Source organism: Nocardia salmonicida NBRC 13393, from assembly GCF_001613085.1.
Lineage (GTDB): Bacteria > Actinomycetota > Actinomycetes > Mycobacteriales > Mycobacteriaceae > Nocardia > Nocardia salmonicida.
Map to the genome: position 1 here is coordinate 104,277 of NZ_BDBR01000024.1, position 25,001 is coordinate 129,277.

Here is a 25,001-nt window from a genome sequence, read left to right on the forward strand (position 1 = left end):
CGTGGCCCGGAGCGGGGCGTTACAGCCCATTCGGAAGAATTTCGGCGCGCGGGGCGACGCCCCCACGGCCGAGGTCGCTGCGGCGCGAGACAATCGAGGTGAGAAGTATCTCGACACCACGGACCGGACAACGAGGAGAACTGATGCAGCTGGGAATGATCGGCCTCGGCCGGATGGGTGCCAACATCGTGCGCCGTATCGTGCGCGACGGGCACACCGCCGTGGGGTACGAGCGCCACCCAGGGCCCCTCGCCGACCTGGAATCCGAGCTCGGTGACAAGTTCAGCGGCACGACCGACCTGGCCGATTTCATCGGCAGGCTCGAGGTTCCCCGCGTGGTGTGGGTGATGATCCCCGCAGGCGCCACCGGTGCGGTGATCGAGAACGTCGCCGAGCTGCTCGAGCCGGGCGACATCATCATCGACGGCGGTAACAGTCGCTACCACGAGGACATCAAACGCGCGAAGGCGCTGGAGCCCAAGGGCATTCATTATCTGGACATCGGCACCTCGGGTGGCGTTTTCGGCCTACAGCGCGGCTACTGCCTGATGATCGGCGGGAACCAGGCCCAGGTCGACTACCTGGAGCCGCTGCTGAAGACCATCGCTCCGGGCTACGAGTCGGCCCCGCGCACCCCTGGCCGCACCGGTGAGCCGTCGCAGGCGGAGAAGGGCTATCTGCTGTGCGGTCCGCACGGTGCGGGCCACTTCGTGAAGATGGTGCACAACGGCATCGAGTACGGCGCGATGGGCGCCTACGCCGAGGGTCTCAACATTCTCGAGCACGCCAACGCGGGCTCGGAGTACCTGCACGGTGAGCACTCCGCCGAGGAGACGCCGATGGAGCACCCCGAGTACTACATGTACGACCTGGACATTCCGGCCATCACCGAGGTGTGGCGCCGCGGTTCGGTCGTCGCCTCCTGGCTCCTCGATCTCACCGCATCGGCGCTGGTCGCCGACCCCGACCTGGACTCCTACAGTGGTCGAGTCTCCGACTCCGGCGAAGGCCGCTGGACCGTCGACGCCGCCATCGACACCGCGGTCCCCGTCCCGATCCTCTCCGCAGCCCTCTATCAGCGCTTCTCCTCCCGCGGCCAGGCCCTCTACGCCGACAAGATGCTCTCGGCCATGAGAAAGGCGTTCGGCGGCCACAACGAGCTGCCGCAGAAGTAGCCAGACGCGCATATCCCGAAAGGCGTTCGGCGGCCACAACGAGCTGCCGCAGAAGTAGGCGATAAGCCCCCTTGACGCCCGCAACCGGCCCTTCGTCGCCAGACGGAGGGCCGGTTGTCGCGTTTTCGGAGGGATTCCGGCGGAGCGAAAATTCTCGGATCCTACCCGCGCCACAGAGTAAAACGATGATGTTCCACAAAATAAGAACACGTTCCTATTTTCCAGGACAATCGTCCAATCCGACCTATACCTTGTGGTCAGAGGGGGGAAAGCCCACCTGATGAGGAATTCGCCCCGGCCGTGTTCGCCGGGGCTATGGAGGAAAAACATGTTCCGGACTTCGCGTATCGCCGCGGGCGTCGCCACCACCGCTCTGGTCGTCGCCGGTGTCGGTGTCGGCCTTGGATCCGGCGTCGCCGCCGCCGCCACCTGCGCGGTGAGCAGTCACGACACCAAGCAGGACTGGAGCACCGTCGGTGTCACCCACGTCTACGACAAGATCGCCAGCGCCGAGCAGATCGGCGTCGGCACCTCGGTCACCTACAAGGTGATCGTCGGCACCACCGGGATCGGCAACCCGTACGTCAACACCATCACCGACTTCCCGCCGGTCGGCTTCGGTGCGCCGACCAAGGCCACCATCACCGCCTATCACGCGGTCGGCGGCCAGGTCACCGAGGACGTCACCGCCGAGCCCAACGCGGGCGGCTGGAAGGTGACGAGCACCGGCTGGTTCGTCAACTCCGGCAACCCGGTCACCTTGACCATCACCTACCCGGTGCCCAGCGGCATCAAGGTGGGCCAGATGGTCACCAGCGGTGGCGTCGGCGTCGCCGGCACCGTGGGCGTGAGCAATGAAATGCCCGGCCTCACCGCCTGTTTCACCGCGCGCGGCGCCAACGCGGGTGAGACCGTGATCGGCAGCCTCGGCGACAACGGGCTGGGTTCCGATGATGGCCAGCTGAGCTCCACCGGCTCGCTGAGCGACATCATCTCCGACGTGCTGGGCGATCTGATCGGTAGTTGATCGCGTAGCACCTGGTCGCCGGGACGGACTCGCGCTGCCGTCCCGGCGACCATTCTCCTTGTGGCGCAATTCGATTCGAACTCTGTGAGGACTCTTGTTCACCTGTATGCGGACGGTACTGACCGCGCTCGCTGTCACCGCGCTGTCGGTCGCGTCGATCGGGACCGCCGACGCGGACGGATCGAGGCTGGATCGGATCGAACGGCCAGGCCAGCGGCAGCAGATGCTGCACGTGTACTCCGCGTCGATGGACCGGGTGATCCCGCTGCAGGTCATCACCCCGCACGACACCAGCGCGCCACGGCCGACGCTGTATCTGCTCAACGGCGCGGGTGGTGGGGAGGACATCGCGAACTGGTACAACCAGACTGACATCGTGCAGTTCTTCGCCGACAAGAACGTCAACGTGGTCACGCCGGCGGCAGGCGCGTTCTCGTACTACACCGACTGGCAGCGCGACGATCCGAAGCTCGGCCGCAACAAGTGGCAGACCTTCCTCACCGAGGAACTCCCGCCGATCATCGACGCCACCATGAACACCACCGGTGTGAATGCCATCGCGGGCCTGTCGATGTCGGCCACCGCGGTGCTCAACCTGGCCATCGCCGCCCCCGACCGCTACCGCGCGGTCGGCGCCTACAGCGGCTGCGCCTCGGTGGATGACCCGGTGAGTCGTGCCTATATCGATTTCGTCCTGGCCCGTGGCGGAGCCGACCCGGCCAACATGTGGGGCCCGCCCGGCGATCCCGCCTGGCGCGCGAACGACGCCTACCTCAACGCGGAACGCCTGCGCGGCAAGGCGATCTACCTCTCCAGCGCGAACGGCCTGCCCGGCGCCGCCGAAACCCTCCCGCCCGGTGCTACGCCCGGAAAAGTCATCGGCATGACCGACCAGATCCTCCTCGGTGGCGCCATCGAGGCCGCCGCCAACCTGTGCACCCAGCGACTCGCCGCCCGCCTCGCGGAACTGAACATTCCCGCCCACGCCGAATTCCGGCCCGCGGGCACCCACACCTGGCAGTACTGGGAACAAGACCTGCACAAATCCTGGCCACTTCTCGCCGCTGCTATCGACGCGAACTGACGGTGGTTCGCCCAACGTGAATGGCTTGTAGCACTGGGCAATTCGAGGGTCAAGCCCATGAAAGTTATGGATAACGCTCGCCTCGGGGCACCCGATGTGGTTATCAGCTTCGTTCAGTTCGTCCTTTGAAAGGCTTGTCATGCATCGTCGAATGATCCGAGTCCTTGTTGCCACCGCGGCTGTCGCCGGAATCGCCGCAGGCGCGCCTGCCGCGCTCGCCGCCCCCGCGCAACCGGCTGTGGTAGCCGAATCGGGTTCCGCCGGAACCGGTTCCGCCGCGATCGATATTCCCCTCGGCTTCATCAAGCTCCTCATCTGCGGACCCTGGGGTTCCTCGCAGCCGCACCCGAACCCGATGTGCCGCTGAGGTCTGACAACGAACGGCGGGTGGTCTCCGAAGAATCGGAGACCACCCGCCGTCGCTGTGTGATCGGCGCGGACTAGCGCTCGATGATCGCCACCACGCCCTGGCCGCCCGCGGCGCAGATGGAAACCAGCGCGCGGCCGGATCCCTTCTCCGCCAGCAGCTTCGCGGTCGAGGCGACGATGCGTCCGCCGGTCGCGGCGAACGGGTGGCCCGCGGCGAGCGAGGAGCCGTTCACGTTGAGCTTGCTGCGGTCGATGGAGCCGAGCGCGCCGTCGAGGCCGAGGCGCTCCTTGCAGTAGGCGTCGGACTCCCACGCGGCCAGGGTGGCAAGCACCACGGAGGCGAAGGCCTCGTGGATCTCGTAGTAGTCGAAGTCCTGCAGGGTCAGGCCGTTGCGGGCCAGCAGGCGCGCCACCGCGTAGGTGGGCGCCATCAGCAGGCCGTCGGGGCCGTGGATGTAATCCACCGCGGCGACCTCGGAGTCCACCAGGTGCGCGAGCACCGGCAGCTTGTGCTCGGCGGCCCACTCGTCGGTGGACAGCAGCACCGCCGACGCGCCGTCGGTGAGCGGGGTCGAATTGCCCGCGGTCATGGTGGCGTCGCCCGCCTTGACGCCGAACACCGGCTTCAGGGTGGACAGCTTCTCCACGGTCGAGCCGGGACGCAGGTTGTCGTCACGGGTCAGGCCGAGGAACGGGGTGACCAGATCGTCGAAGAAGCCACGGTCGTAGGCGGCCGCCATGTTCTTGTGCGAGAGGTAGGCCAGCTCGTCCTGAGCCTCGCGGGCCACGCCGAATTCCTTGGCGGTGATGGCGGCGTGTTCACCCATCGACAGCCCGGTGCGCGGCTCGGCGTTCTTGGGGATCTCGATGCCGAGCATCGAGGGGCGCAGCTGGCCGACCAGCTTGAGCTTGTCTTTGTTGGTCCTGGCGCGGTTGGCGGTGAGCATCCACTCACGCATGTCCTCGCTCACGCCGATCGGCGCGTCGGAGGTGGTGTCGGCGCCGCCGCCGATGCCGGACTCGATACGGCCGAGGGCGATCGCGTCGCCGACGGTCACGATCGACTGCAGGCCGGTGCCACAGGCGAGCTGCAGGTCGTGGGCCGGGGTGTAGGGCGAGAGCTTCGAGCCGAGCACGCTTTCGCGGATCAGGCTGTGCTCGCCGACCTTCTTGAGCACGGCGCCGCCGACGACCATGCCGAGGCGCTCGCCCTGCAGCCCGAACCGGCTGACCAGCCCGTCGAGGGCAGCGGTGAACATGTCCTGGTTGGACGCCTTGGCGTAGGCCTTGTCCGAGCGAGCGAAGGGGATTCGGTTGCCGCCAACGATGGCGACCGGGCGCTGGGTCTTCGCGGCCTTGGCAGTGCTGGTCTCAGCAGTGCTGTCCTTGGCCGTCGCCGAGCGGGCTTTGCTTGTCACTCGAGTTCTCCATGGTCTCGTCGGTTCCGGGTAACGCCGGCCGGTGGAATAGGCCCCCGTGCGGTCGCGGCGTCGTATCGGTTTACATTAAACTTACTCCGGAGTAAGTTCGTTGTCGACACCGTACCCGCAAGTGTGCGCTCACACGGGGGACACTGGGCGGAGCACGGTCACACACTCGTCGAGCACAGAGAAGGTAGGAACAGTGGCAGCCAAGAGCAAGGGTGCACCGAACCTCTACGGATCTTTCATCCACTCCGCCCCCGGCGCGTTCCTCGCGAGCAAACTGGGCCTCCCGCAGCCGGCTGAGCTGCGCCGATACAAGGCGGGCGAGCCCGCCCTGCCCGGCCCGGTGCTGCTCGGTGGCAAGGGCCGCCTGGCTGAGCCGGTCCGCGCGCTGCTGTCGGACTACACCGTCGCGGACTCGCTCGACTCGGGCACCAAGTACGGCGCGCTGGTCTTCGACGCCACCGGCATCGACTCGATCGACAAGCTCGCGCAGCTGTTCGAATTCTTCCAGCCCGCCATGCGCAACCTCGCTCCTTCGGGGCGTGTCGTGGTTCTCGGCACCACCCCCGAACTGGCCGGCTCGGTCGATGAGCAGATCGCCCAGCGCGCGCTCGAGGGCTTCTCGCGTTCGGTCGCCAAGGAGCTGCTGCGCGGCGCGACCGGCCAGCTCGTCTACGTGCACCCCGAAGCGGGCGCCGCCGCGACCGGCCTCGAGTCGACCCTGCGCTTCCTGCTCTCGGGCAAGTCGGCCTTCGTCGACGGTCAGGTCATCCGCGTCGGCTCCGCCGATTCGGTCGCCCCGGCTTCGTGGGACAAGCCGCTCGCCGGCAAGGTCGCTGTCGTGACCGGTGCCGCACGCGGTATCGGCGCCACCATCGCCGAGGTGTTCGCCCGTGACGGCGCCACCGTGATCGTCGCCGACATCCCCGCCGCGGGCGAGGCCCTGTCCGACACCGCGAACAAGATCGGCGCCACCGCGCTGGCCCTCGATGTCACCGCGCCCGACGCCGCCGAGCGGCTGGCCGACTTCGCCACCGAGCGTTTCGGCGGCATCGACATCGTGGTGCACAACGCAGGCATCACCCGCGACAAGCTGCTCGCCAACATGGACGAGGGTCGCTGGAGCTCGGTGATCAACGTCAATCTCGCTGCCCCGCACCGCATCACCTCCGGCCTCGTCGCCAAGGGCGTGCTCAAGGAAGGCGGCCGCGTGATCGATGTGTCCTCCATCGCGGGCATCGCGGGCAACCGTGGTCAGACCAACTACGGCGCGTCCAAGGCGGGCGTCATCGGTATGGTCGACGCCGAGTCCCCGCTGCTGGCCGAGAAGGGCATCACCATCAACGCGGTGGCGCCCGGCTTCATCGAGACCGCGATGACCGCCGCCATCCCCGTCGGCACCAGGGAGGCCGGTCGCCTGATGAGCTCGCTGCTGCAGGGCGGCCAGACCGTCGACGTCGCCGAGACCATCGCCTACTTCGCGAGTCCCGCGTCGAACGCGGTGAGCGGCAACGTGGTTCGCGTCTGCGGTCAGAGCCTGATCGGCGCCTGATGACCCAGACGATCACCCTCACCGAGGTTCCCAAGAACGGCGGCCTGTACGCGAAGGCGGCGCTGGGCGCCATCCCGCTGCCCGCCGCGCTGTCGGGGCGTAAGCCGACCCTGCCCGACCGTCGCGTCGTCGTCGACGGCGTGCGTGTCGATCCCGACCACCTGGCCGCCTACTGCCACGCCACCGGCCTGCGTTTCAGCGACACCCTGCCGCTGACGTACCCCTTCATCCTCGCGTTTCCGTTGATGATGGAACTGATGGTGGCGCGGGACTTCCCGTTCACGGCGGTCGGCGCGGTGCACTTCGAGAACGTCATCGAGCGCACCCGGGAGATCTCCGCCGCCGAGCCTCTCGACTTCTCCGCACACATCGAGAACCTTCGCGAACACCCGAAAGGTCTTCTGGTCGACGCGATCACGGAGATCCGGGTAGGCCGCGAGCTCGTCTGGCGGCAGGTATCGACTCTCCTGCACCAGCAGCGCACCTCCCTCTCCGGCGGTCCCAAATCGGAACCTCCGGCCGACGAGGTGCCGCCGCCTCCGCTGCGCGTGCAGCGCGTCGATCAGAAATTGATCAACCGCTACGCCGCGGCCTCGGGCGACCGCAATCCGATCCATGTCTCCGGAATCGGCGCCAAGGCAATGGGTTTCCCGCAAACCATCGCCCACGGCATGTGGTCCGCCGCCGCGATCCTCAGCACCATCGAGGGCCGTGTTCCCGAAAAGACCACCTACGCGGTCAAATTCGGTAAGCCGATCTTCCTTCCGTCCTCGGTGAACATCTACGCCGACCAGGTCGGATCCGGCTGGGATCTCTCCATCCTGCACCCCAAAAAGGGCTACCCCCACCTCACCGCCACCGTGCGCTGAGTCTCCAGCCACAAGGGCCGCACGCTCCAGGGGGGTGTGCGGCCCTCGTGGTATCCGGACGCGGTGGATAGGTCCCTACTGCGGAATATGTTCGGGGACTTGCGCTTCGGGCGATCGTCATCGCGATAGGCGTCGTTACCGGGAATTGCTGTGACTTTACTCATCGGCCTGAATTGATTCGCTGCGCAGTAGCCAGGTGGCAGCGAAATGCCAATTTTGGTCTACCGTCCGGTGTTTTCTTCTGCGTGCTAAGAAATTGCTCGAGGCGCGGTGGGCTGCGTTCGTGGTGTTGCCCGATTGCCAATATCGAGTGCTCGCCTACCGGGCAACTATTCGGCATCTGAACACGGCGATGGCCGAATTTCGAGCCCTCCGGATCCTCTGCAACGCGTGTAGAACTTCTCTTGCCCAGCGATCGTTCGGTCGCGTCGGCGGCTTCACCTGATCCAGATCCGTGGCGAGAAGTGTTGTGGAGGAAGCGTTATGAACAAGATCAGTCTTTCGAATCGGGGGATTCTTCGGACGGTGGCCGTGGTGGGAGCGGCGCTGTCGCTTGTCGCCGGCGCCGGGGTGGCCGGCGCGGACACCGGCAGCGGCGAGACCGGCAGCGGGGTGATCGACACGGGCAGTGGGATTCTGGGGGATCTGCTCGATACCGGCAGCGGAATCCTCGGCGGTAGCTCGAGCGGCGGGTCCTCCGAGACCGTGCAGCAGTGCAACCGCTCGACCAAGTCGGGTGGGGCGGGCGTCACCAACACCACGCACCAGCTCGGCGTCACCGGACCCACCTCGTTCGTCCTGACCTACGAAACCCTCAACATTCCCGACCGTATTCAGGTCTTCTACGAAGGCGGGCAGGTGCTCGACACCGGCTACGTCGGCGACAATGCCAACCAGGGCACCGGATCTCGAGTCGTCTCGTTGCCCGCGGGGTCGTCATCGACGGTGAGCGTTCGGGTCACGGGCCCGAATGACACCCAGTGGGAGTACACGGTCAACTGCCCGTCGTAGCGTTCCGGTCCGCTCGAAGCTGAGATCGGATGCGTGGGGCCGCATGCTCGAAAAGGTATGCGGCCCTGCGCAACAGTGATTCACCAGGCTACCGGCAGTACGCTCTCCGTCCAGATCCGTAGGTCATGAATGCGATTGCGCTGCAATCGTCTTCCGACTGGGTGAGCAGCCTGCGGATCAGGCGTTGAGGTCGTTGGGGGTGGGGACGACGACGCCGTAGAGGTCGGTGATGGTGGCCAAGGCACTGGTGTGGAGTTGAGTTGCGGAGACCTGGCCGAGGGGGCGGGTGGCGCAGGCGTTGGCGACGACTGTGGGGGTGTTGCCTCGGAGGAAGGCTCCTTCGGTGGTGAAAGTGACGCACATGTGGGTCATGAAGCCGGCGATGATGAGGTTGGTGTTGCCTGTGGCGTCGACCAATTCGGCGAGGTCGGTGTTCACGAAGGCGTTGGGGGCGGATTTGACGACGGTGGGTTCGTCGGGGGTTGGGGATAGCTGGGGATGGATTCGGCCGATGTCGGTGGTGATGTCGTAAGGGGTGTCCTTGCCGCCGTCGTTGATGACGTGGATGACGGGGGTGCCTGCCGCCCTGGCCGCGGTGAGGAGTTCGGCGGCTGCGTCGAGGGCGGGTTCCCAGCCGGTCAGCTCCATGACGCCCTGGGTGTAGGTGTTCTGGTAGTCGATCAGGACAAGGGTGGAGTTGGTCAGGGAAGCGGGGGTTTCGTCGAAGCCGTTGAGTTCGCGCAGGGTCGTGGAGGTCATGGGATCCACGGTATGGACGCCGTGTTGTGTCGGCAATGTCATGTAACCTGCAGATTCAGACATGGAGGTTGTGGGTGACTGAGCGGCTCGTGGTGATCGTGTTGTTCGATCGGGTGGATCTGCTGGATGTCACAGGCCCGCCGGAGGCGTTCTCGCTGCTGCAGCGGGAGATGGACGAGCCGACGGGGTATCGGGTGGTGTTGGCCGCCGAGTCGATGGAGGCGGTGACCACCTCGGCGGGGGTGCGGATTCTGCCGGATGTGACGTTCTCCGAGTTGGGGCGGGTGGACACGGTGGTGGTGCCGGGGGCGGTGGAGACGGACAGTCGCCGGCGGGTCAGCGCGGTGGTCGATCCGGGGGTAGTCGCGGCGGTGGCGCGGTTGGCCGAGGGGGCTCGGCGGGTGGCTTCGGTGTGTGTCGGTGCGCATATTCTGGCGGCCGCGGGGCTGCTCGATGGGAAGCGGGCGACCACGCATTGGTCGACGGCGCAGCAGTTGGCCGCCGAGCATCCGGAGGTCATCGTCGATGCGGATCCGATCTACATTCGCGACGAAAACATCTGGACGGGTGCGGGACTCACCGCTTGCCTGGATCTCACGCTGGCCTTGGTGGCCGATGATTTCGGAGACGAATTGGCGTTGCGGGTAGCTCGCCAGCTGGTGATGTATCTGAAACGACCGAGTGGGCAAAGTCAGTTCAGTGTGTCGCTCGAGCCGGTGTCGACCACTCGGCGGATCGAGGATCTGCGGCACTACATCGCGCGCAATATCGCGAATTCGCTCACGGTGACCGACCTCGCCGAGCAGGTCCATGTCAGTGAGCGCCAGCTCACGCGGATCTTTCGCACCGAACTCAGGATGACGCCCGCGGCCTATATCGAGTCGGCGCGGGTGGAGGTGGCGCGGCATCGGCTCGAGACGAGCGACGAAACGCTCCAACGGATCGCTGCCACTTGCGGTTTCAACACCATCGATACGCTCGCGCGTGCCTTCCGCCGCCAGCTCGATACGACCCCCAACGAGTACCGCCGCCGATTTCGTATCGGGTGACTCACTATGATGTCGATCAGGACATTGTCGGTGATGGTATGAGCAGTAAGAGGTTTCGGGAATGGGTATTGCGGAGGAATGGCCGACCGGGTCGGCTACGACGATGTTGTGGGGAATGACCGGGCTGTTGCAGTTGTTGGTGAGTGGCTCGGCGGCCTAGAACTTGTCTTGCGCCCTTTCAGTGGTCTGCCATCGAGGGTTCTTTCGCTGTTGAACATCTTGTGCGGCGGAAAATCCGTGGCAAATCTGAACAATGAAGGGTTCACAATGAGCAAGATTCGTGTCTTCGGTGTGGCTATGGCTGCGGCGGCGAGCATCGCCGTGCTCGGTGCGGGTGCGGCGTCGGCGGAAGAGCCTGGCCCCAGCACCGGGTCGTCGGAGCAGCTGGCCGCGATCCTGGCCTCGCTGACCTCGGGGTCGGGCGAGGAAGCCGAGTAACTCCGGAAGAATCGCGGGCCTCCGTTGTCGCGGCGACGGGGGCTTCGCTGTGGGTCATCGAACGGGGATCAGGCGGTACAGCCACCACGGGCGGCTGGGGAACGCGGGGTCGTAGACGCGCAGCATCATGCGTCGCTCCAGACCGGTGCTGCGTTCGCGCAGGCGCAGGTGGCGCCGCGCGATGTCCTGCGGGCGAACTTCGCTGGTCCACACCGGGTCCCAGTCGGGAGAGTCGCTGCACGCCGCGGTGATGGCGGTGATGCGCTGGGTGGGGGCGAGCGGGGCGAGCATGCGGAAGGCGTGGACCAGGAGCTGGGCCTCGGTGGTCCAGTCGAGATAGACCTTCTTCGCCACGGGGTTGAGGAACATCCACTCGAGCATGTTCACGCCGGCGCCGAGGCCGGGGAAAAGGCGCTGGTAGTCGGAGTTCGCGGCGAGCATGTCCATGGTGGGGAAGCGGGCGAAGCAGGCGGGGTGGGTGAGGCTGGCCAGGTCGGCGAGGTCTTCGGCCGAGGGGGTCGTGGGTGCGGTGCCGGATTCGATGGCGGGCAGGCCGCGGACCAGAATGTGTTTGCGGTACCACTGGGGCACGTCGAGGCTGTCGAAAAGTCGTTGCAGCATCGCGGGATTGGGGACGAGGGCCCCGGATTCGATCTGGCTGATGAGAAGTGGCGCGAGCTGTGTGCGGGTGGCGAGTTCGCCCCGCGCAAGCCCCGCGGCCAGTCGTCGCTCGCGCAGATACACACTGAGCGCAGTGCTTTCGGCCATCCCAACCCCCGAGCCTCACCCCGACCGACGGTAGATCCCAGAGTACGCCGGGTGGGTAGCCGGACGGCGGGGAACCGCGACCGCCGAGGCCGTCAGCGGGCTGGTTTCAGGTGCTCACCGCGTCGAAGGAGGACTGAGCGGGCATGTTCGCTCGGCGTTCACCTCGTCAAGGTTGTAGGTAACCATTCCGTGATAGGAATGGCCGACCCACTTCGAAGGAGATTTTCATGGATGGCCTGATGTACTTCCTCACGACGCTCGCTGCACTCTCCAGCGGCTCCGCATAGAGGCAGAGACAGAAAACGGGCCGGAGCTGAATGCTCCGGCCCGTTCTGCTAACTACCTGCGGATCAGAAGGCGGCTTCGTCCAGGTCCATGATGTCGTTGTCCAGGTTGGCGAGGATCGCGCGGGTGGCGGTCAGCTCGGGCAGGACGTTGCGGGCGAAGAACTGCGCCGAGGCGACCTTGCCGGTGTAGAAGGCGACGTCGGAGCCGGTGGCGCCGTTGTCGAGCGCGGCGAGGGCGATCTCGGCCTGGTTCAGCAGCATCCAGCCGATGAACAGGTCGCCGACGGCCATCAGGAAACGCACCGAACCAAGGCCGACCTTGTACAGCTCGGTCGGCTGCTCCTGGGCGCCCATCAGGTGGCCGGTCAGGGTGGCGGCCATGGTCTGCACGTCCTCGAGCGCGGTGGCGAGCAGCTTGCGCTCGCCCTTGAGGCGCTCGTTGGCCGAGTCGGACTCCAGGAACTTCTGGATCTGGCCCGCCACGTGGGCCAGGGCCACACCGCGGTCACGCGCGATCTTGCGGAAGAAGAAGTCCTGCGCCTGGATGGCGGTGGTGCCCTCGTAGAGGGAGTCGATCTTCGCGTCGCGGATGTACTGCTCGATCGGGTAGTCCTGCAGGAAGCCCGAGCCTCCGAAGGTCTGCAGCGAATCGGTCAGGTACTGGTAGGCGCGCTCGGAGCCGACACCCTTGACGATCGGGAGCAGCAGGTCGTTCACGCGGAACGCGACGTCCTTGTCCGCACCCGAGACGACCTCGGCGATTTCCGGGTTCTGGTGCGCGGCGGTGTAGAGGTAGATCGCGCGCAGGCCCTCGGCGTACGCCTTCTGGGTGGCCAGCGAACGGCGCACGTCCGGGTGGTGGGTGATGGTCACGCGGGGCGCGGCCTTGTCGGTCATCTGGGTCAGGTCGGCACCCTGGACGCGGGTCTTGGCGTACTCCAGCGCGTTCAGGTAGCCGGTCGACAGGGTCGCGATGGCCTTGGTGCCCACCATCATGCGAGCGTTCTCGATGACGTCGAACATCTGCGCGATGCCGTTGTGCACCTCGCCGACGAGCCAGCCCTTGGCCGGAACGCCGTGGCCGCCGAAGGTGACCTCACAGGTGGCCGAGGCCTTGATGCCCATCTTGTGCTCGACGTTGGTGACGAAGACGCCGTTGCGGTCGCCGTAGGTCTCGGTGTCGAAGTCGAAGTGGGTCTTGGGTACGTAGAACAGCGACAGGCCCTTGGTGCCCGGTCCGGCGCCCTCGGGACGAGCCAGCACCAGGTGCATGATGTTCTCGAACATGTCGTCGGAGTCACCCGAGGTGATGAAGCGCTTGACGCCCTCGATGTGCCAGGTGCCGTCTTCCTGCTTGATCGCCTTGGCGCGGCCCGCGCCGACGTCGGAACCGGCGTCGGGCTCGGTCAGCACCATGGTGGCGCCCCAGTTGCGGTCGGCGATCTTGGCCGCCCACTTCTTCTGCTCGTCGGTGCCGTTGTTGAAGAACACCTGCGCGAAGCCCGCGCCCGCCGCGTACATCTGGATGGGCGGGTTGGCGCCGAGCACCATCTCCGACAGCGCCCACGCGACGGCGGACGGGGCGCCGAGGCCACCGAGCTCCTCGTTCAGCGGGACCTTGGCCCACTCGCCGTCTTCGAGCGCCTTGTAGGACTTCTTGAAGGACTCGGGGATGGCCACGGTGTGGGTGTTCGGGTCGAACACGGGCGGGTTGCGGTCCGCGTCGGCGAAGGATTCGGCCAGCGGGCCTTCGGCCAGCCGGCGGACCTCGGAGAGCATTTCCTTGACGGTGTCGGTGTCCAGGTCGCCGAAGGCGCCTGCGTCGAGCACCTTGTCGATGCCGAGGACCTCGAAGAGGTTGAACTCGAGGTCGCGAACGTTTGCCTTGTAGTGGCCCATGTGAGTACTCACTCTCCATTGAGTTCTGGTGCGGTCGGTGGTGTGCCGTTCCCGCCCGTCGCCGGTTTTCCGCATGCTACTCGCGGGTAACTTATCCACCATATTACCGGTGGGTAATGGTCTCGGCAAAGGGGTAGGCGGCAATGTGATGTGAAAAACACGCGCGGCTGCGGAGGCGTTGCTCGCCGCGACCTCGGGGCTACCGTGAGATGTGCGCATCGAGACGACTGTGGGACCGGCCGAGATCGAGCTCGACGAGGTGCGTGACCCGGCGTTCCTGCTGGTGATCACGCATGGGGCCGGTGGCGGCGTCGATGCCGAAGATATTCTGGCCGTGCGTGATTCGGCCGTCGAAGCGGGCGGGACGGTAGCTCGGGTGGTGCAGCCCTATCGGGTTGCCGGTGGGCGGGCGCCGGGGAACGCGGACAAGCAGGACCGGGCCTGGCTCGAGATCGTGACGGCGTTGCGGGCGAGATTTCCCGGAGTGCCGGTTGTCCAGGGGGGTCGCAGCAACGGCGCGCGGGTCGCGTGTCGCACGGCGGTGGACGTCGGGGCGAGGGGCGTCATCGCGCTGTCGTTCCCGTTGCATCCGCCGGGCAAGCCGGAGAAGAGCAGGCGCGATGAGCTGCTGGCGACCGGAGATATCGAGGTTGTGGTGATCAACGGGGGTAGTGACCCGTTCGGGGTGCCCGACGCCGCAGACGCCGCCGAAGTGCGGGTGATTCCCAAGCAAGCGCACTCGTTCCGCACCGGATTCGACGTCATCGCCGCGACCGTGGCCCCCTGGTTCGCCCGTTGGGCGCGGTGATCAGTCGGTGGATTCGGGGAGCGGGCGTTCGGCGATGAGCAGGGAATCGATCGCGTCGGGGCCCTCGGTGGGGCGGAAGACCTCATTCGCGAGGGAGATGGTGATGTCGTCGCGGGCCAGGTCGGCTCTCAGGTCTTCGGGGGAGAAGAGGATCTGCGCTTCCTGGGGGCCGCCGTAGCCGTCGGTGATGTTGCGGGTGGCGTGACCGAGGACCAGGAGCATGCCGCCGGGGGCGAGCATGTCGGACAGTTGGTGCAGCAGGGTGCGGCGCTCGTCGGCGGGGAGGTGGACGAAGACCATCAGGATCAGTTCGAAGGGGCCGGTGATGTCGGCGGCTTCGAGGTCGGTGATGTCGGCTGTTTGCCAGTGCACCCGGGAACGGACCGAGCGCGACAGGCGAGCGGCGACGGTTCTGCCCTTGTCGATCCCCACCTGGGAGAAATCGACGGCGGTCACCTGCCAGCCGTGGGTAGCCAGCCAGAGTGCGTGGCGGCCCTCGCCGCAGGCCAGGTCGAGAGCCCGCGGGAGCGACGGCGCCACCCCTGATTCGTCGGGGAGCAGGGGGATTCTGCGGTCGAGGCCGTACACATGTTCGACGACGGTGCTGTTCGGCGGTGCGCCCCAAACCAATTCACTGCGCGCATAACGCGCATCCCAATCCGCCGCTTCCATGAGTCGAGTGTAGGACCGGCGGACGCCGTCAGAGGGTGGTGCGCATCAATACGACGTTGTACTGGGTGTGGATGGTCGTCATGAAGTACAGGTCGCGGCCGGTTTGATACGGGAAGATCGACGGGGCGTAGGCGGTGGGGAGTTCCCGGGCATCGATCAGCACCTCCGGGGCGCTCCACGGGCCCACCGGCGAGGACGCGCGGCGCATCACCACGGAGTTGAACGGGTCGGTGGTGAGGGAGATGAACTGGCCGAGGTACTCGTTGTACATCACCGAGAGTTCGCCGACGCCGCCCATGATGGGGGCCGCCGCGTTCACGTCGTTCAGCTTCCACTCGTGGCCGTCCCAGTACTCGTAGGCCGCGAGGTTCTCGATCTGGGCTTCGGGGACGCGGGCGATGAAGGCCTCGCTATTGCGGCCGGCGCGGGTGCCGTATTCGTAGACGAAGCCGCCGTCCTTCACGAAGCTGTTCATCTGGAAGTTGGCGTTGCCACCCTCGTCGGGACGGCGGGTGTGGCCGAGATCGGCCCAGGTCTCGCCGTTGTCGGCCGAGGCGGCGAGGCCGGAGAAGCTCGTGGTCCATTCACCGGGGGCGTCCCAGGTCTTCACCGACATCAGCGACATGTACTGCACGCCGTTGGCCGAGATGCCCGCGGTGGGGATGCGGCTGATCTCGAGGAAGGGGATCTTGGGGCTGGGAATCAGGTCGCGTGCCTGGCCGATGACATCGCGCACGACACTGTCGAACATGACCCCGTCGGCCGGGTTCTGGTCGTGGCTGCGGACCAGGATGTTGGAGCGCCACGCCCAGGTACTGCCTGCGAGCAGGTTGGGGAAGCCGATGCCCGCGGTGTCGCCGAAGGCGGTGAGCATCTCGCCGCGCCCGTTGTCCCACATGATGCCGAGGTCGGTGCCGAGAACGTTGTAGTTCTGGGTGTTGTTGGGGCTGGCCATGCCCGTGACCTGGAAGACCGCCTGGGTGCGTCCGTGCAGGACGGGCAGGCCATGGGTGCCGTTGAGGACGGGAATCGGGTTGATGGCGTTCGGGTTCGCCACGACGGGAGGCGCGGCGCTCACCAGCAAGGCCGTAGTACCTGCGAGTGCGGACAGCAGGATGGATCCGGTCTTGTTCACGGGTGTTCGAGCCTCCGGGTCAGGCCGAAATCCGGGAACGTCGCGGCTTTTCCGTCACGCACCACTCTTCGGCTGGTCAGCGAATCGAAGCGATGCTAACAGCAGCTAAGAGTGATATGCGGTACATACGTTGGGTAGCCGACATGAATTTGCAGGTGGATTGCTTGTCAGTCGCTACTACTCATGGCCTTACGCAGGAGCAATGGCAGTTGGGCCAACCGCTCGGCGGCGAAGGTCGCACGGGAAGCGCGGTGCCACGAGCGGTCGAACAGGTGCTTGGCGGCGGCCACTGCGGCGCGGTCGCGGGCGGTGACGCGGTCGGCGAGGGCCTGCGCGGCCTTCACGGGATCGTCGGCGACGTCGGTGATCAGACCGATCCGGAGCGCGTAGTCGGCGTCGATCGAGTCGGCGGTCATCGCCAGCAACTTGGCCTGGTCGATGCCGATGAGCTGTGACAATGTGGCCGGGCCCGTCATGTCGGGAATCAGGCCGTGGGCGACTTCCATGACCGAGAATTCGGCCGTGGGGGCGGCGATCCGGAAGTCGGCGGCCAGTGCGATCTGGAGGCCGCCGCCGAAGCAGCGCCCGTGGACCGCGGCGATTACCGGGACGTCGAGTCGGCGCCAGGCCCAACAGGCTTCCTGGAAGGTATTGGTGCCGCGCAGGGGCCGAGGGAGGAATTCTTTGACGATAGCCACTGGATTGCGGGTGGCGGCGGCGATATCGAGTCCGCTACTGAAACTCGGGCCGTTTCCGGTGAGGATGACAGCGCGGGTTGTCTTGTGGTCGGCCACTTTTCGAGCCGCCTCGACAAGATCGCGGAGCATTTCCAGAGTGAGCCCGTTGTGTTTGCCGGGCCGGTTCAATTCGACATAGGCGCGGTCGTTGTCGAAGCGGACGGTGATGTGGTCTCCCATATCGCTATCTTACTCGTGAGTCAGTTCGAGTGGGTGGCCACGCGGACGACGGTGCGGCATGATCCGAACGCATCGCGCGTCATTCGATGCGCGACGATCGAAAGGACTCACCGAATGCGGATCTGTCTGATGGCCGCGGCGCTGCTCGCGCTGCCGGTGCTGGCGGCCTGCGGCAGTGGCGACGAAGCACCGGCGGTTACTCAGGCCGAGCTGTCGAAGTCGTTGCAGGACAAGGGTTTGAGTAACCCCGCGCTGGCCGACTGCGCCGCGCAGGTTTTCCTCGACTCGGGGATGTCGCAGGAGGGGCTGCGGGTGATGGTGTCGAACGCGCAGTCCGACGATCCGGCCAAGCTGCTCAGCGAGGGCGACGCGGCCAAGGTGAGCTCGGCGCAGTCGAAGATCGCCGCGGATTGCGTACGCGTGGGGAGCTGATCGGAGCCCGTATCGATCGCGTCGATTCAAACCCTCGTCGGGGTCGGCTGCCGGTGTTGCACTGGAACAGCCGACGACGAGGAGGAACTGCCCGTGACCACGGAGAGAATCGCCGACCAGGTCTCGTTCGCCTACTGGGTACCCAACGTCAGTGGCGGGCTGGTGACCAGCGATATCGAGCAGCGCACCAGCTGGGATTTCGACTACAACAAGAAGCTCGCCCAGACCGCGGAGCGCAACGGTTTCGACTACGCGCTCACCCAGGTGCGCTACACCGCGTCCTATGGCGCCGAGTTCCAGCACGAGTCGACCTCGTTCAGCCTCGCGCTGCTGGCCGCCACCGAGCGGCTCAAGGTGATCGCCGCCATCCATCCTGGACTGTGGCATCCGGCCGTGCTGGCCAAGTTCGGCGCCACGGCCGACCACCTGTCCGGCGGCCGGTTCGCGATCAATGTGGTGTCGGGCTGGTTCGCCGGTGAGTTCAAGGCGCTGGGCGAGCCGTGGCTCGAACACGACGAGCGGTACCGGCGCAGCGCCGAGTTCCTCGAGGTGATCCGCAAGATCTGGACCGAGGACGCGGTGAACTACGGCGGCGACTTCTACCGGATTCGCGACTTCACCTTGAAGCCGAAGCCGCTCAACACCCCCGAACGGCCCAATCCCGAGCTGTTCCAAGGTGGTAACTCCACGGCGGCTCGACGCAACGGTGGCCGCCACGCGGACTGGTACTTCTCCAATGGCAAGGACTTCGACGGCGTCACAGAGCAATTGGACGATCTGCGCGAGGTCGCCAGGGACAACGATCGCGAGGTGAAGTTCGGGCTCAACGGGTTCATCATCGCCCGCGATACCGAGAAGGAAGCGCGCGACACCTTGCGCGAGATCGTCGAGAAGGCGAACAAGCCCGCCGTGCAAGGGTTCCGCGATGCGGTGCAGCAGGCGGGCGCGTCCACCGGTGATCGCAAGGGCATGTGGGCCGATTCCACGTTCGAGGATCTGGTCCAGTACAACGACGGCTTCCGGACGGGGCTCATCGGCACGCCGGAGCAGATCGCCGAGCGGATCGTGGCCTACCGGGCGCTCGGCGTCGACCTGATCCTGGCCGGGTTCCTGCACTTCCAGGAAGAGGTCGAATACTTCGGCGCCAAGGTGCTGCCGCTGGTGCGTGAACTGGAGGCCGCCGCGACGCCGGTCGCGGCGGGACGCTGATGACGGTGGTGACCGCTGAGCGGATCGCCACGGCCGACCAGGCGGTGCGGATCGCGGCCGAGTTGGCCCAGGCGTTCGCCGCTGGTGCCGCCGAGCGCGATCTCTCGCGTCGGCTGCCGCACGAGGAGCTGGATCAGCTCTCGGCCAGTGGCTTGCTCGCGATCACCGTGCCCGCCGAATTCGGTGGCGCCGACCTACCGCCGAGCGTGGTCGCCGAAGTAGTGCGGATTCTGGCCGCGGCCGATCCGAATATCGCGCAGGTGCCGCACAGTCACTTCGTGTATCTGAATCTGTTGCGGCTGACGGGAACTCGGGCGCAGCGGCGGGACTACTTCGGCAAGGTGCTCGCTGGTGCGCGGATCGCCAACGCGCAGTCCGAACGCAGCGGCGCGACGGTTGCCGAGATCGCGACGGTGCTGCGGCCGATCGATGGTGCGGCCGGACGCGGCGGTGCTCGGCGGTTCGTCGTCGAGGGGACGAAGTTCTATTGCACCGGGTCGCTGTTCGCCGATGTGCTCGCGGTGTTGACCAGACTCGATGATCCACAGGGCATTTCGAGGCTCGCGCCTGGGGAGTACGTGGCTTTCGTGCCCGCGCTCGAGCCGGGCGTACGGATCGTCGACGACTGGGATGCGCTGGGGCAGCGGACAACCGGCAGCGGGACGGTCGAGTTCGACGCGGTGGAGGTCGGGCATGAGCAGCTGGTCGCACGGGCATCCGCGGTCATCGCGCCCACCGGGTACGGCGCGTTCGCCCAGCTCCTGCACGCCGCCATCGACGCGGGTATCGCACGCGGTGCCTTAGAGGCGGCGGCGGAGTTCGTCCGGACGCGGAGCAGGCCCTGGTTCGAGGCCCAGGTAGCGAATGCGGCCGACGATCCGCTCGTCGTGCACCGGTTCGGCGAACTGGCTGTTGCCGTCGCGGCCGCTGAATCGACGCTGATCGCCGCGGGTGCGGCGGTCGACGCGGCGGTGCGGCCCGGGGTGATCGCGGAGGGCGAGGGCCCGGTGGCGCACCTCGATAGCGCGGGCGCGCGGGCATCGATCGCCGTCGCCACGGCCAAGATCCTCGCCGACCGTGCTGCGAACGAGGTGTCCGCCGCGATATTCGAAGTGGGCGGCACCCGCAGCGCCGCGTCCGAGCACCGGCTCGACCATTTCTGGCGCAACGCGCGCACCCATACGCTGCACGACCCGGTTCGCTGGAAATACCAGCACATCGGCCGGGCCGTTCTGCACAACCGACCGCCGCCGCTGCACGGCGTCATCTAGAACCATCACGCGAGACAAGGACAGCCCATGACAGTGACGGTCGTCGTCGGAAACCCGAAACCCGCTTCGCGCACCCTCGCCGCGGCGGTGCAGGTCGCGCGAGCACTTCGGCCTGATGCCGAGCCGCAGGTGATCGACCTGGTCACCCTCGGGCCCGGCCTGCTCGGCTGGGGTGACCCAGCGGTGACGGCGGCCGCGCAGACCGTCGCGACCTCCGAACTCGTCGTGTTCGCCAGTCCGACCTTCAAGGCCACCTACACCGGGCTGCTGAAGCTGTTCCTCGAACAGTTCGACGGCGGTACCGGCCTGGCCGGTGTGGTGACCGTGCCGGTGATGCTCGGCGCGGGGCCGGCCCACGCGCTCGCACCCGATCTGCTGCTCAAGCCCGTGCTGGTGGAAATCGGTGGCACCGCCGCGCTGCCCGGGCTCTATCTGTCCGACCGGACTTTCGGTGAGGACGGCGTCATCGAGGAATACGCCCGGCGATGGGGACCCGTCGCCGCGGCACTGACAGACCCGGCCGTGCGGCCGGTGGAGGCAACGAATCATGCATGAGCTCTTGGAATTTCCCGCCGACGGCAACGGCTTACGCCGCGCCTTCGCCAACTTCCCCAGCGGCGTGGTGGCCGTGTGCGCCGAGATCGACGGCGTCCCACACGGTTTGGCGGTGAGCACCTTCGTGCCCGTCTCCCTCGATCCGCCGCTCGTGTCGTTCTGCGTGCAGAATTCGTCGTCGACCTGGCCCAAGCTGGCAGGCGCGGGCCACCTCGGCCTGAGTCTGCTCGGGACCGACCAGCAGGCGGCGGCCAAGGCGCTCGGCGCCCGCAACGGCGACCGCTTCCGCGAGACCGCCCTGCACCGGGGAACCGGCGAGGCGGTGTTCATCGACGGCGCGACGGCCTGGATCGAAGGGGTTCCGGAAACACAGGTCAGCGCGGGCGATCATCTCGTGGTGATCCTGCGCGTGAATCGTGTCGCCGCACGGGAGGACATCGATCCACTGGTGTTCCACGGCAGTAAGTTCCGGACTCTGCACACGGGCTGAACCTGCGTCGTACCGCTCAGGACGGGCGCTGATCCTTCACTCGGCCGCGGATGAAGAGCACCAGCACGTAGCCACTGATGATCAAGAGCATGGTGAACAGGCCGGCGGCTTGGAGGAGACCGCCCGAGGACGCGTCGGCGGCGACCTCGTCGACGCCGCCGGTGGCGAGCATCGTGGTCGGGTCGGTCAAGCCGTGCATCACCATCGCACCCAGCAGAAAACCGGTCACCCGCATCGTCAGGTACATCAGTACGCCGAAGGAGAAGGTGTAGAGGATGGTGGGGCCGACGACCGTGATCGACTGCCCGCCGAGCAGATTCATGCTGTGCGACAGCGCGAAGGCGAGCGAGGTCACGGCCGCGACCACCAACTCACCGTGGCCCCCGTCGCGCAGCATCTTGACCGCGAACCCGCGGTAGGTGAGTTCCTCGACGAAGCCGATCAGCAATCCGGTGGCGAGCAGGAGCGCGACGACGTCGGCCTGATGCAGGCCCCAGTCGATCCCGAGCACGCGCAGCACGATCGGCGTAGCGACGATCACCGGTGCGATCCACATCCACTTCGACCGGTAGATGGGCTGTCGGCCGTACAGCTCCCGGTTCCAGCCCAGATACGCGGAGAACGCCGCCAGCACAACGGCTCCGATGATCAATGATGCGGTGACCTGGAGGAACACGCTGCCCAGACTGCTCAGCAGATCATCGTCGACGTAGTGCCCGCCGAGGTGGCCGATCACGTACCCGGAACCGAGGTAGATCACGAGATAGACAACGAGGAAGGCGAGAAATCGCCAGAATCCGCCGCGATTCATGAAGCCCCGCAGGCCGCGTTGTTCCTGCGACACAGGCACCGTATCGGTCATGTCGACTCCATGCTCTCTCGGGCAAGGCTGAGCATGTCCACGGTATGTGATGCGTCTTCCGACAGCGGGGATTTGCCAGCGAGTCCGGGTTCGCCGCTGATCTGTCGTAGAAATGACGAAAGGCCCCAAGGTGACCTGGGGTCTTTCGTTGTTGAGCCGATGACGGGAATCGAACCCGCGCCATCTGCTTGGGAAGCAGAAGTTCTACCATTGAACTACATCGGCAGTGCGCTGTTGGGCGCGTTCGCGACTCTATCAGACCTCTCGCCGTGCGAGGTAAGTGTTGATGTGTCCGCTCTCCTGGTCGGTGGGCTGACGAGGGCGCTCGCTGAACGGAGCCGCAGGGGTCGGGGTTCTACCTGGGGTGCAGCTGCCTACACTGGGCCGGTGCTGCTCTCCGATCGTGACATCAGGGCCGAGATCGCCGCGGGGCGGCTCGGTGTCGAACCGATGCTCGAGTCGATGGTTCAGCCGTCGAGTATCGACGTGCGCCTCGACGGGCTGTTCCGGGTGTTCGACAACAGTCGCTATACCCATATCGATCCGGCGCAGCAGCAGGACGAGCTGACCAGTCTGGTGGAGCCGAAGCCGGGGGAGCCGTTCGTGCTGCATCCGGGGGAGTTCGTGCTCGGGTCGACGCTCGAGGTGTGCTCGCTGCCCGACGATCTGGCGGGGCGGCTGGAGGGTAAGTCGAGTCTGGGGCGGCTCGGGCTGCTCACGCATTCGACGGCGGGGTTCATCGATCCGGGTTTCAGTGGGCACATCACCCTGGAGTTGTCGAACGTGGCGAATCTGCCGATCACGCTGTGGCCGGGGATGAAGATCGGGCAGCTGTGCCTGATCCGGCTGTCGAGTCCGGCCGAGCACCCGTACGGCAGTGCGAAAGCCGGGTCGAAGTACCAGAATCAGCGGGGGCCTACGCCGTCGCGGTCGTACCTCAACTTTCCCCTCTCGCCCGATTCCTTGAGCGCGGTCGAGACGCGCTGAGGGCCTGCCGCCACCGCGATACGCAGCACCAGCGACAGGGCGGGCAGGGTGTCGCCGCCCCCGGACGGCGGGCGCACCCAGTGGCAACCCTCGCGGCTCCAGCGACCCAGATTGGTCGGCAGCATCACTGCGCTGCCGATGCCGGGGATATCGATGTCGAGCCCCGCGAGCTCGGCGGCCTCTTCCTCGGAGGGCCTGGCGTCGGGTGCGGCGAGCACGCTCCAGCGGATCTGGCGTGCCAGCACCGGACCCTCACAGCGTTGCTCGCGCAGCGCCGTGAGCACCTTCTCGGCGCGCGTGGTCGGCAGATGCACCACGCAGAGCCGGTCGGTGATCGGCAGCATCACAAAGCCACCGCGCTCGCGGACGGGTAGCCGGAATTCGCGCTGGTAACACTGCACCCAGTCGTCGACAGTTCTGGCTTCCACGTTTCCAGAATCCCGTATACGGGAGGGCCTGACCACTGCCCCGCACCGCCCTTTCACTGCCTCTGGCAACCGATTCCGCGAACTTGTGGTGTGTCTCACTGTCACGCTCGTACTCTGGAGGGAGTTGTTCGTCGGATGAGGTGACGCCGTGGTCGGAGAGTGGACAGGGAGAGAGGCCAGAGCTCTTCGCGATGCCAAACGAATGAGCATCCGGGAGTTCGCGGCCCATCTCGGTGTGCACGAGCGGCTGGTGTCGAAATGGGAGGCCGGCGGGGTGCGGGTGCGCCCACGTCCGGTGAACCAGGCAGCGCTCGATACGTCACTGGCTCGCTCCGATGACGTTGTGCGCGCGCGATTCTCGACCCTGCTGGCGCCCGCGGGTGATGCCGACCTGCTCGCGTTCGTCGATGCGGGAACTGTCAAAGGTGCTGTCCCCGAGGTGTTGTCGGAGAGGGAGTTGATCATGGCGGCTGCGCACGAGGCCAGCGAACACGCGGCCGCCGCGGAGGGTACGAACGTGGGGGCGACGACGTTGGCCCAGCTCGACGCCGACGTCCGGCGCATCGCCAACGAATACGTTCATGCCGCACCGGCGCCGATGATGGTGGAGATGCTGCGGGTGCGCAGGCGGGTGTATCGACTACTCGACGGGCAGCAGAAGCCGGTCGACACCAGCCACCTATATCTGCTGGCCGGTACGTTGTCGGGGCTGCTGGCCAACGCGAGTACCGACCTGGGCTATCTCGATGCCGCGGGCGAACAGATCAGGGCCGCTTGGGCTTACGCGGAACTGAGCGGGCACAACGGGTTACGCGCGTGGACCCGCGGCATGCACGCGCTGATCGAGAACTGGTCCGACCGGCCGCGCAACGCCGTCCAATTAGCCCGCAGTGGACAGGAATTCGCCGGTCCGGGGCTGGGGCGGGTGCGGTTGCTCAATATCGAGGCAAGGGTGTGGGCACGGCTCGGCAGCGATACCGAGACCGACCGGTGCCTGCGCGCGGCGGAAGTGGCGGCCGGTGATCGCCGAGACGAGCTGCACGACGAGATCGGCGGGGTGTTCGGTTTCGGCCCACCCAAGGCCGCCTACTACGCGGGCGCCACCTGCATCCAGCTCGGCCGCGCCGAACAGGCACTGGCCGCCACCGAACGCGCCATCACCCTCTACTCGAGTGGCCCGCCGCTGCAACGCTCCTACGGGGCCGAATCGCTGGCCCGCGTCGACAACGCGGCCGCCCACCTCATCAACGGCAGCATCGACGGCGCCGCCGACGCCCTGCGCCCGGTCCTCGACCTGCCCGAGGACAAACGCATCGCCCAGCTGAGCGAGCGCCTCGTCGGCCTTCGCCGCCGTATCGCCGCACCGACTTATCGCGACGCGGTGGAAGCGCGCGGACTCGACGAACGCATCGAGGAATTCTGTGTAGCGACCGCCGCGCTTGCCAGCCATCCGCGACCGTAGAGGGCTGTCACCAGGCACAAGGCGACCGTGCGACCAAATGAGGTTGCGCAGGATGGCAA

The 25,001-nt window shown here is 66.5% G+C and carries 26 protein-coding genes and 1 tRNA gene; 17 read left to right on the top strand and 10 right to left on the bottom strand.

The features are described 5' to 3' along the window. The first annotated feature begins 143 nt into the window (after nt 1–143). The 4 genes from gnd to NS1_RS23295 all read left to right on the top strand — a co-directional run bounded on the left by gnd (nt 144) and on the right by NS1_RS23295 (nt 3,653). A complete protein-coding gene (gene gnd, locus NS1_RS23280) occupies nt 144–1,175 on the top strand; it encodes a phosphogluconate dehydrogenase (NAD(+)-dependent, decarboxylating) (RefSeq protein WP_062987732.1) in 1,032 nt (343 codons plus the stop codon). Nucleotides 1,176–1,503: 328 nt separating this feature from the next. After that, nucleotides 1,504–2,202 carry a hypothetical protein gene (locus NS1_RS23285; RefSeq protein WP_062987733.1) on the top strand — a complete coding sequence of 233 codons (699 nt, stop codon included), beginning with the start codon at nt 1,504–1,506 and terminating at the stop codon, nt 2,200–2,202. Nucleotides 2,203–2,308: 106 nt separating this feature from the next. Next, on the top strand, nt 2,309–3,286 hold the full coding sequence (locus NS1_RS23290) for an alpha/beta hydrolase (RefSeq protein WP_062987735.1): 978 nt from the start codon (nt 2,309–2,311) through the stop codon (nt 3,284–3,286). 151 nt (nt 3,287–3,437) lie between these two features. Beyond that, on the top strand, nt 3,438–3,653 hold the full coding sequence (locus tag NS1_RS23295) for a hypothetical protein (RefSeq protein ID WP_062987737.1): 216 nt from the start codon (nt 3,438–3,440) through the stop codon (nt 3,651–3,653). Between the two features lie 73 nt (nt 3,654–3,726). Here NS1_RS23295 and NS1_RS23300 read toward each other — a convergent pair whose 3' ends face one another. Further along, on the bottom strand, nt 3,727–5,073 hold the full coding sequence (locus NS1_RS23300) for an acetyl-CoA C-acetyltransferase (RefSeq protein WP_056823644.1): 1,347 nt from the start codon (nt 5,071–5,073) through the stop codon (nt 3,727–3,729). 205 nt (nt 5,074–5,278) lie between these two features. Here NS1_RS23300 and NS1_RS23305 point away from each other — a divergent pair, with 205 nt between their 5' ends. The 3 genes from NS1_RS23305 (at nt 5,279) to NS1_RS23315 (ending at nt 8,514) form a co-directional block, all read left to right on the top strand. Beyond that, nucleotides 5,279–6,634, top strand: coding sequence for a 3-oxoacyl-ACP reductase (locus tag NS1_RS23305; RefSeq protein ID WP_056823641.1), 1,356 nt, complete (start codon nt 5,279–5,281; stop codon nt 6,632–6,634). Then, nucleotides 6,634–7,503 carry a MaoC family dehydratase gene (locus tag NS1_RS23310; RefSeq protein WP_062987739.1) on the top strand — a complete coding sequence of 290 codons (870 nt, stop codon included), beginning with the start codon at nt 6,634–6,636 and terminating at the stop codon, nt 7,501–7,503. Before NS1_RS23305 ends, NS1_RS23310 begins: the two co-directional genes overlap by 1 nt. Before the next feature lie 483 nt (nt 7,504–7,986). Continuing rightward, complete coding sequence (locus NS1_RS23315; protein WP_062987741.1) at nt 7,987–8,514, top strand: hypothetical protein; 528 nt, start codon at nt 7,987–7,989, stop codon at nt 8,512–8,514. A gap of 177 nt (nt 8,515–8,691) precedes the next feature. Here NS1_RS23315 and NS1_RS23320 read toward each other — a convergent pair whose 3' ends face one another. Beyond that, nucleotides 8,692–9,273 carry a cysteine hydrolase family protein gene (locus NS1_RS23320; protein ID WP_062987743.1) on the bottom strand — a complete coding sequence of 194 codons (582 nt, stop codon included), beginning with the start codon at nt 9,271–9,273 and terminating at the stop codon, nt 8,692–8,694. A gap of 74 nt (nt 9,274–9,347) precedes the next feature. Between NS1_RS23320 and NS1_RS23325 the strand changes: the two genes are divergently transcribed. After that, nucleotides 9,348–10,322, top strand: coding sequence for a GlxA family transcriptional regulator (locus tag NS1_RS23325; protein ID WP_255284653.1), 975 nt, complete (start codon nt 9,348–9,350; stop codon nt 10,320–10,322). 267 nt (nt 10,323–10,589) lie between these two features. Continuing rightward, nucleotides 10,590–10,760 (top strand): hypothetical protein, encoded by a 171-nt coding sequence (locus NS1_RS23330; protein ID WP_157125354.1) that lies wholly within the window; start codon nt 10,590–10,592, stop codon nt 10,758–10,760. Nucleotides 10,761–10,814: 54 nt separating this feature from the next. Here NS1_RS23330 and NS1_RS23335 read toward each other — a convergent pair whose 3' ends face one another. Continuing rightward, nucleotides 10,815–11,528, bottom strand: coding sequence for an MmyB family transcriptional regulator (locus tag NS1_RS23335; protein WP_062987750.1), 714 nt, complete (start codon nt 11,526–11,528; stop codon nt 10,815–10,817). Nucleotides 11,529–11,878: 350 nt separating this feature from the next. Beyond that, entirely contained in the window at nt 11,879–13,714 is a 1,836-nt protein-coding gene (locus tag NS1_RS23340; RefSeq protein ID WP_062987752.1) for an acyl-CoA dehydrogenase, read from the bottom strand. Nucleotides 13,715–13,925: 211 nt separating this feature from the next. Between NS1_RS23340 and NS1_RS23345 the strand changes: the two genes are divergently transcribed. Then, nucleotides 13,926–14,522 (top strand): alpha/beta hydrolase family protein, encoded by a 597-nt coding sequence (locus NS1_RS23345; RefSeq protein WP_062987754.1) that lies wholly within the window; start codon nt 13,926–13,928, stop codon nt 14,520–14,522. Here NS1_RS23345 and NS1_RS23350 read toward each other — a convergent pair whose 3' ends face one another. From NS1_RS23350 to NS1_RS23360, 3 genes are all read right to left on the bottom strand, one after another. Beyond that, nucleotides 14,523–15,194 (bottom strand): class I SAM-dependent methyltransferase, encoded by a 672-nt coding sequence (locus NS1_RS23350; protein ID WP_062987756.1) that lies wholly within the window; start codon nt 15,192–15,194, stop codon nt 14,523–14,525. It lies immediately after the preceding gene. A 28-nt stretch (nt 15,195–15,222) separates the two neighbouring features. Then, nucleotides 15,223–16,329, bottom strand: coding sequence for a glycoside hydrolase family 183 protein (locus NS1_RS23355; RefSeq protein WP_062987758.1), 1,107 nt, complete (start codon nt 16,327–16,329; stop codon nt 15,223–15,225). Nucleotides 16,330–16,496: 167 nt separating this feature from the next. Continuing rightward, the gene (locus NS1_RS23360; RefSeq protein WP_062987760.1) at nt 16,497–17,246 is read right to left on the bottom strand and encodes a crotonase/enoyl-CoA hydratase family protein; all 750 of its coding nucleotides are present in this window, start codon (nt 17,244–17,246) and stop codon (nt 16,497–16,499) included. 114 nt (nt 17,247–17,360) lie between these two features. On the opposite strand from NS1_RS23360, the gene NS1_RS23365 reads away from it, so the two are divergent. The 5 genes from NS1_RS23365 (at nt 17,361) to NS1_RS23385 (ending at nt 21,203) form a co-directional block, all read left to right on the top strand. Further along, nucleotides 17,361–17,678: a hypothetical protein gene (locus NS1_RS23365; RefSeq protein ID WP_056823598.1), complete on the top strand. Its 318-nt coding sequence runs from the start codon at nt 17,361–17,363 to the stop codon at nt 17,676–17,678. 93 nt (nt 17,679–17,771) lie between these two features. Further along, nucleotides 17,772–18,887: a dimethylsulfone monooxygenase SfnG gene (gene sfnG, locus NS1_RS23370; RefSeq protein WP_062987762.1), complete on the top strand. Its 1,116-nt coding sequence runs from the start codon at nt 17,772–17,774 to the stop codon at nt 18,885–18,887. Further along, nucleotides 18,887–20,158, top strand: a complete 1,272-nt coding sequence (locus tag NS1_RS23375) for an SfnB family sulfur acquisition oxidoreductase (RefSeq protein ID WP_062987764.1) — start codon at nt 18,887–18,889, stop codon at nt 20,156–20,158. The genes sfnG and NS1_RS23375 overlap by 1 nt, the downstream gene beginning before the upstream one ends. Nucleotides 20,159–20,185: 27 nt before the next feature. Beyond that, a complete protein-coding gene (locus NS1_RS23380; protein ID WP_062987766.1) occupies nt 20,186–20,713 on the top strand; it encodes an NADPH-dependent FMN reductase in 528 nt (175 codons plus the stop codon). Next, nucleotides 20,706–21,203: a flavin reductase family protein gene (locus tag NS1_RS23385; RefSeq protein WP_056823586.1), complete on the top strand. Its 498-nt coding sequence runs from the start codon at nt 20,706–20,708 to the stop codon at nt 21,201–21,203. The genes NS1_RS23380 and NS1_RS23385 overlap by 8 nt, the downstream gene beginning before the upstream one ends. A gap of 16 nt (nt 21,204–21,219) precedes the next feature. On the opposite strand, the gene NS1_RS23390 is transcribed toward NS1_RS23385, so the two are convergent. Both NS1_RS23390 and NS1_RS23395 read right to left on the bottom strand, forming a co-directional pair. Continuing rightward, nucleotides 21,220–22,065: a CPBP family intramembrane glutamic endopeptidase gene (locus tag NS1_RS23390; RefSeq protein ID WP_062987768.1), complete on the bottom strand. Its 846-nt coding sequence runs from the start codon at nt 22,063–22,065 to the stop codon at nt 21,220–21,222. 154 nt (nt 22,066–22,219) lie between these two features. Beyond that, nucleotides 22,220–22,290, bottom strand: a tRNA-Gly gene (locus NS1_RS23395). Between the two features lie 162 nt (nt 22,291–22,452). Between NS1_RS23395 and dcd the strand changes: the two genes are divergently transcribed. Then, nucleotides 22,453–23,052: a dCTP deaminase gene (dcd, locus tag NS1_RS23400; protein ID WP_056823535.1), complete on the top strand. Its 600-nt coding sequence runs from the start codon at nt 22,453–22,455 to the stop codon at nt 23,050–23,052. Here dcd and NS1_RS39245 read toward each other — a convergent pair. Continuing rightward, nucleotides 22,971–23,480 carry a hypothetical protein gene (locus NS1_RS39245; RefSeq protein ID WP_255284654.1) on the bottom strand — a complete coding sequence of 170 codons (510 nt, stop codon included), beginning with the start codon at nt 23,478–23,480 and terminating at the stop codon, nt 22,971–22,973. The two genes, dcd and NS1_RS39245, sit on opposite strands and share 82 nt — an antisense overlap. A 202-nt stretch (nt 23,481–23,682) precedes the next feature. On the opposite strand from NS1_RS39245, the gene NS1_RS23410 reads away from it, so the two are divergent. After that, nucleotides 23,683–24,942, top strand: a complete 1,260-nt coding sequence (locus NS1_RS23410) for a helix-turn-helix domain-containing protein (protein WP_084503930.1) — start codon at nt 23,683–23,685, stop codon at nt 24,940–24,942. Nucleotides 24,943–25,001 lie beyond the last annotated feature (59 nt).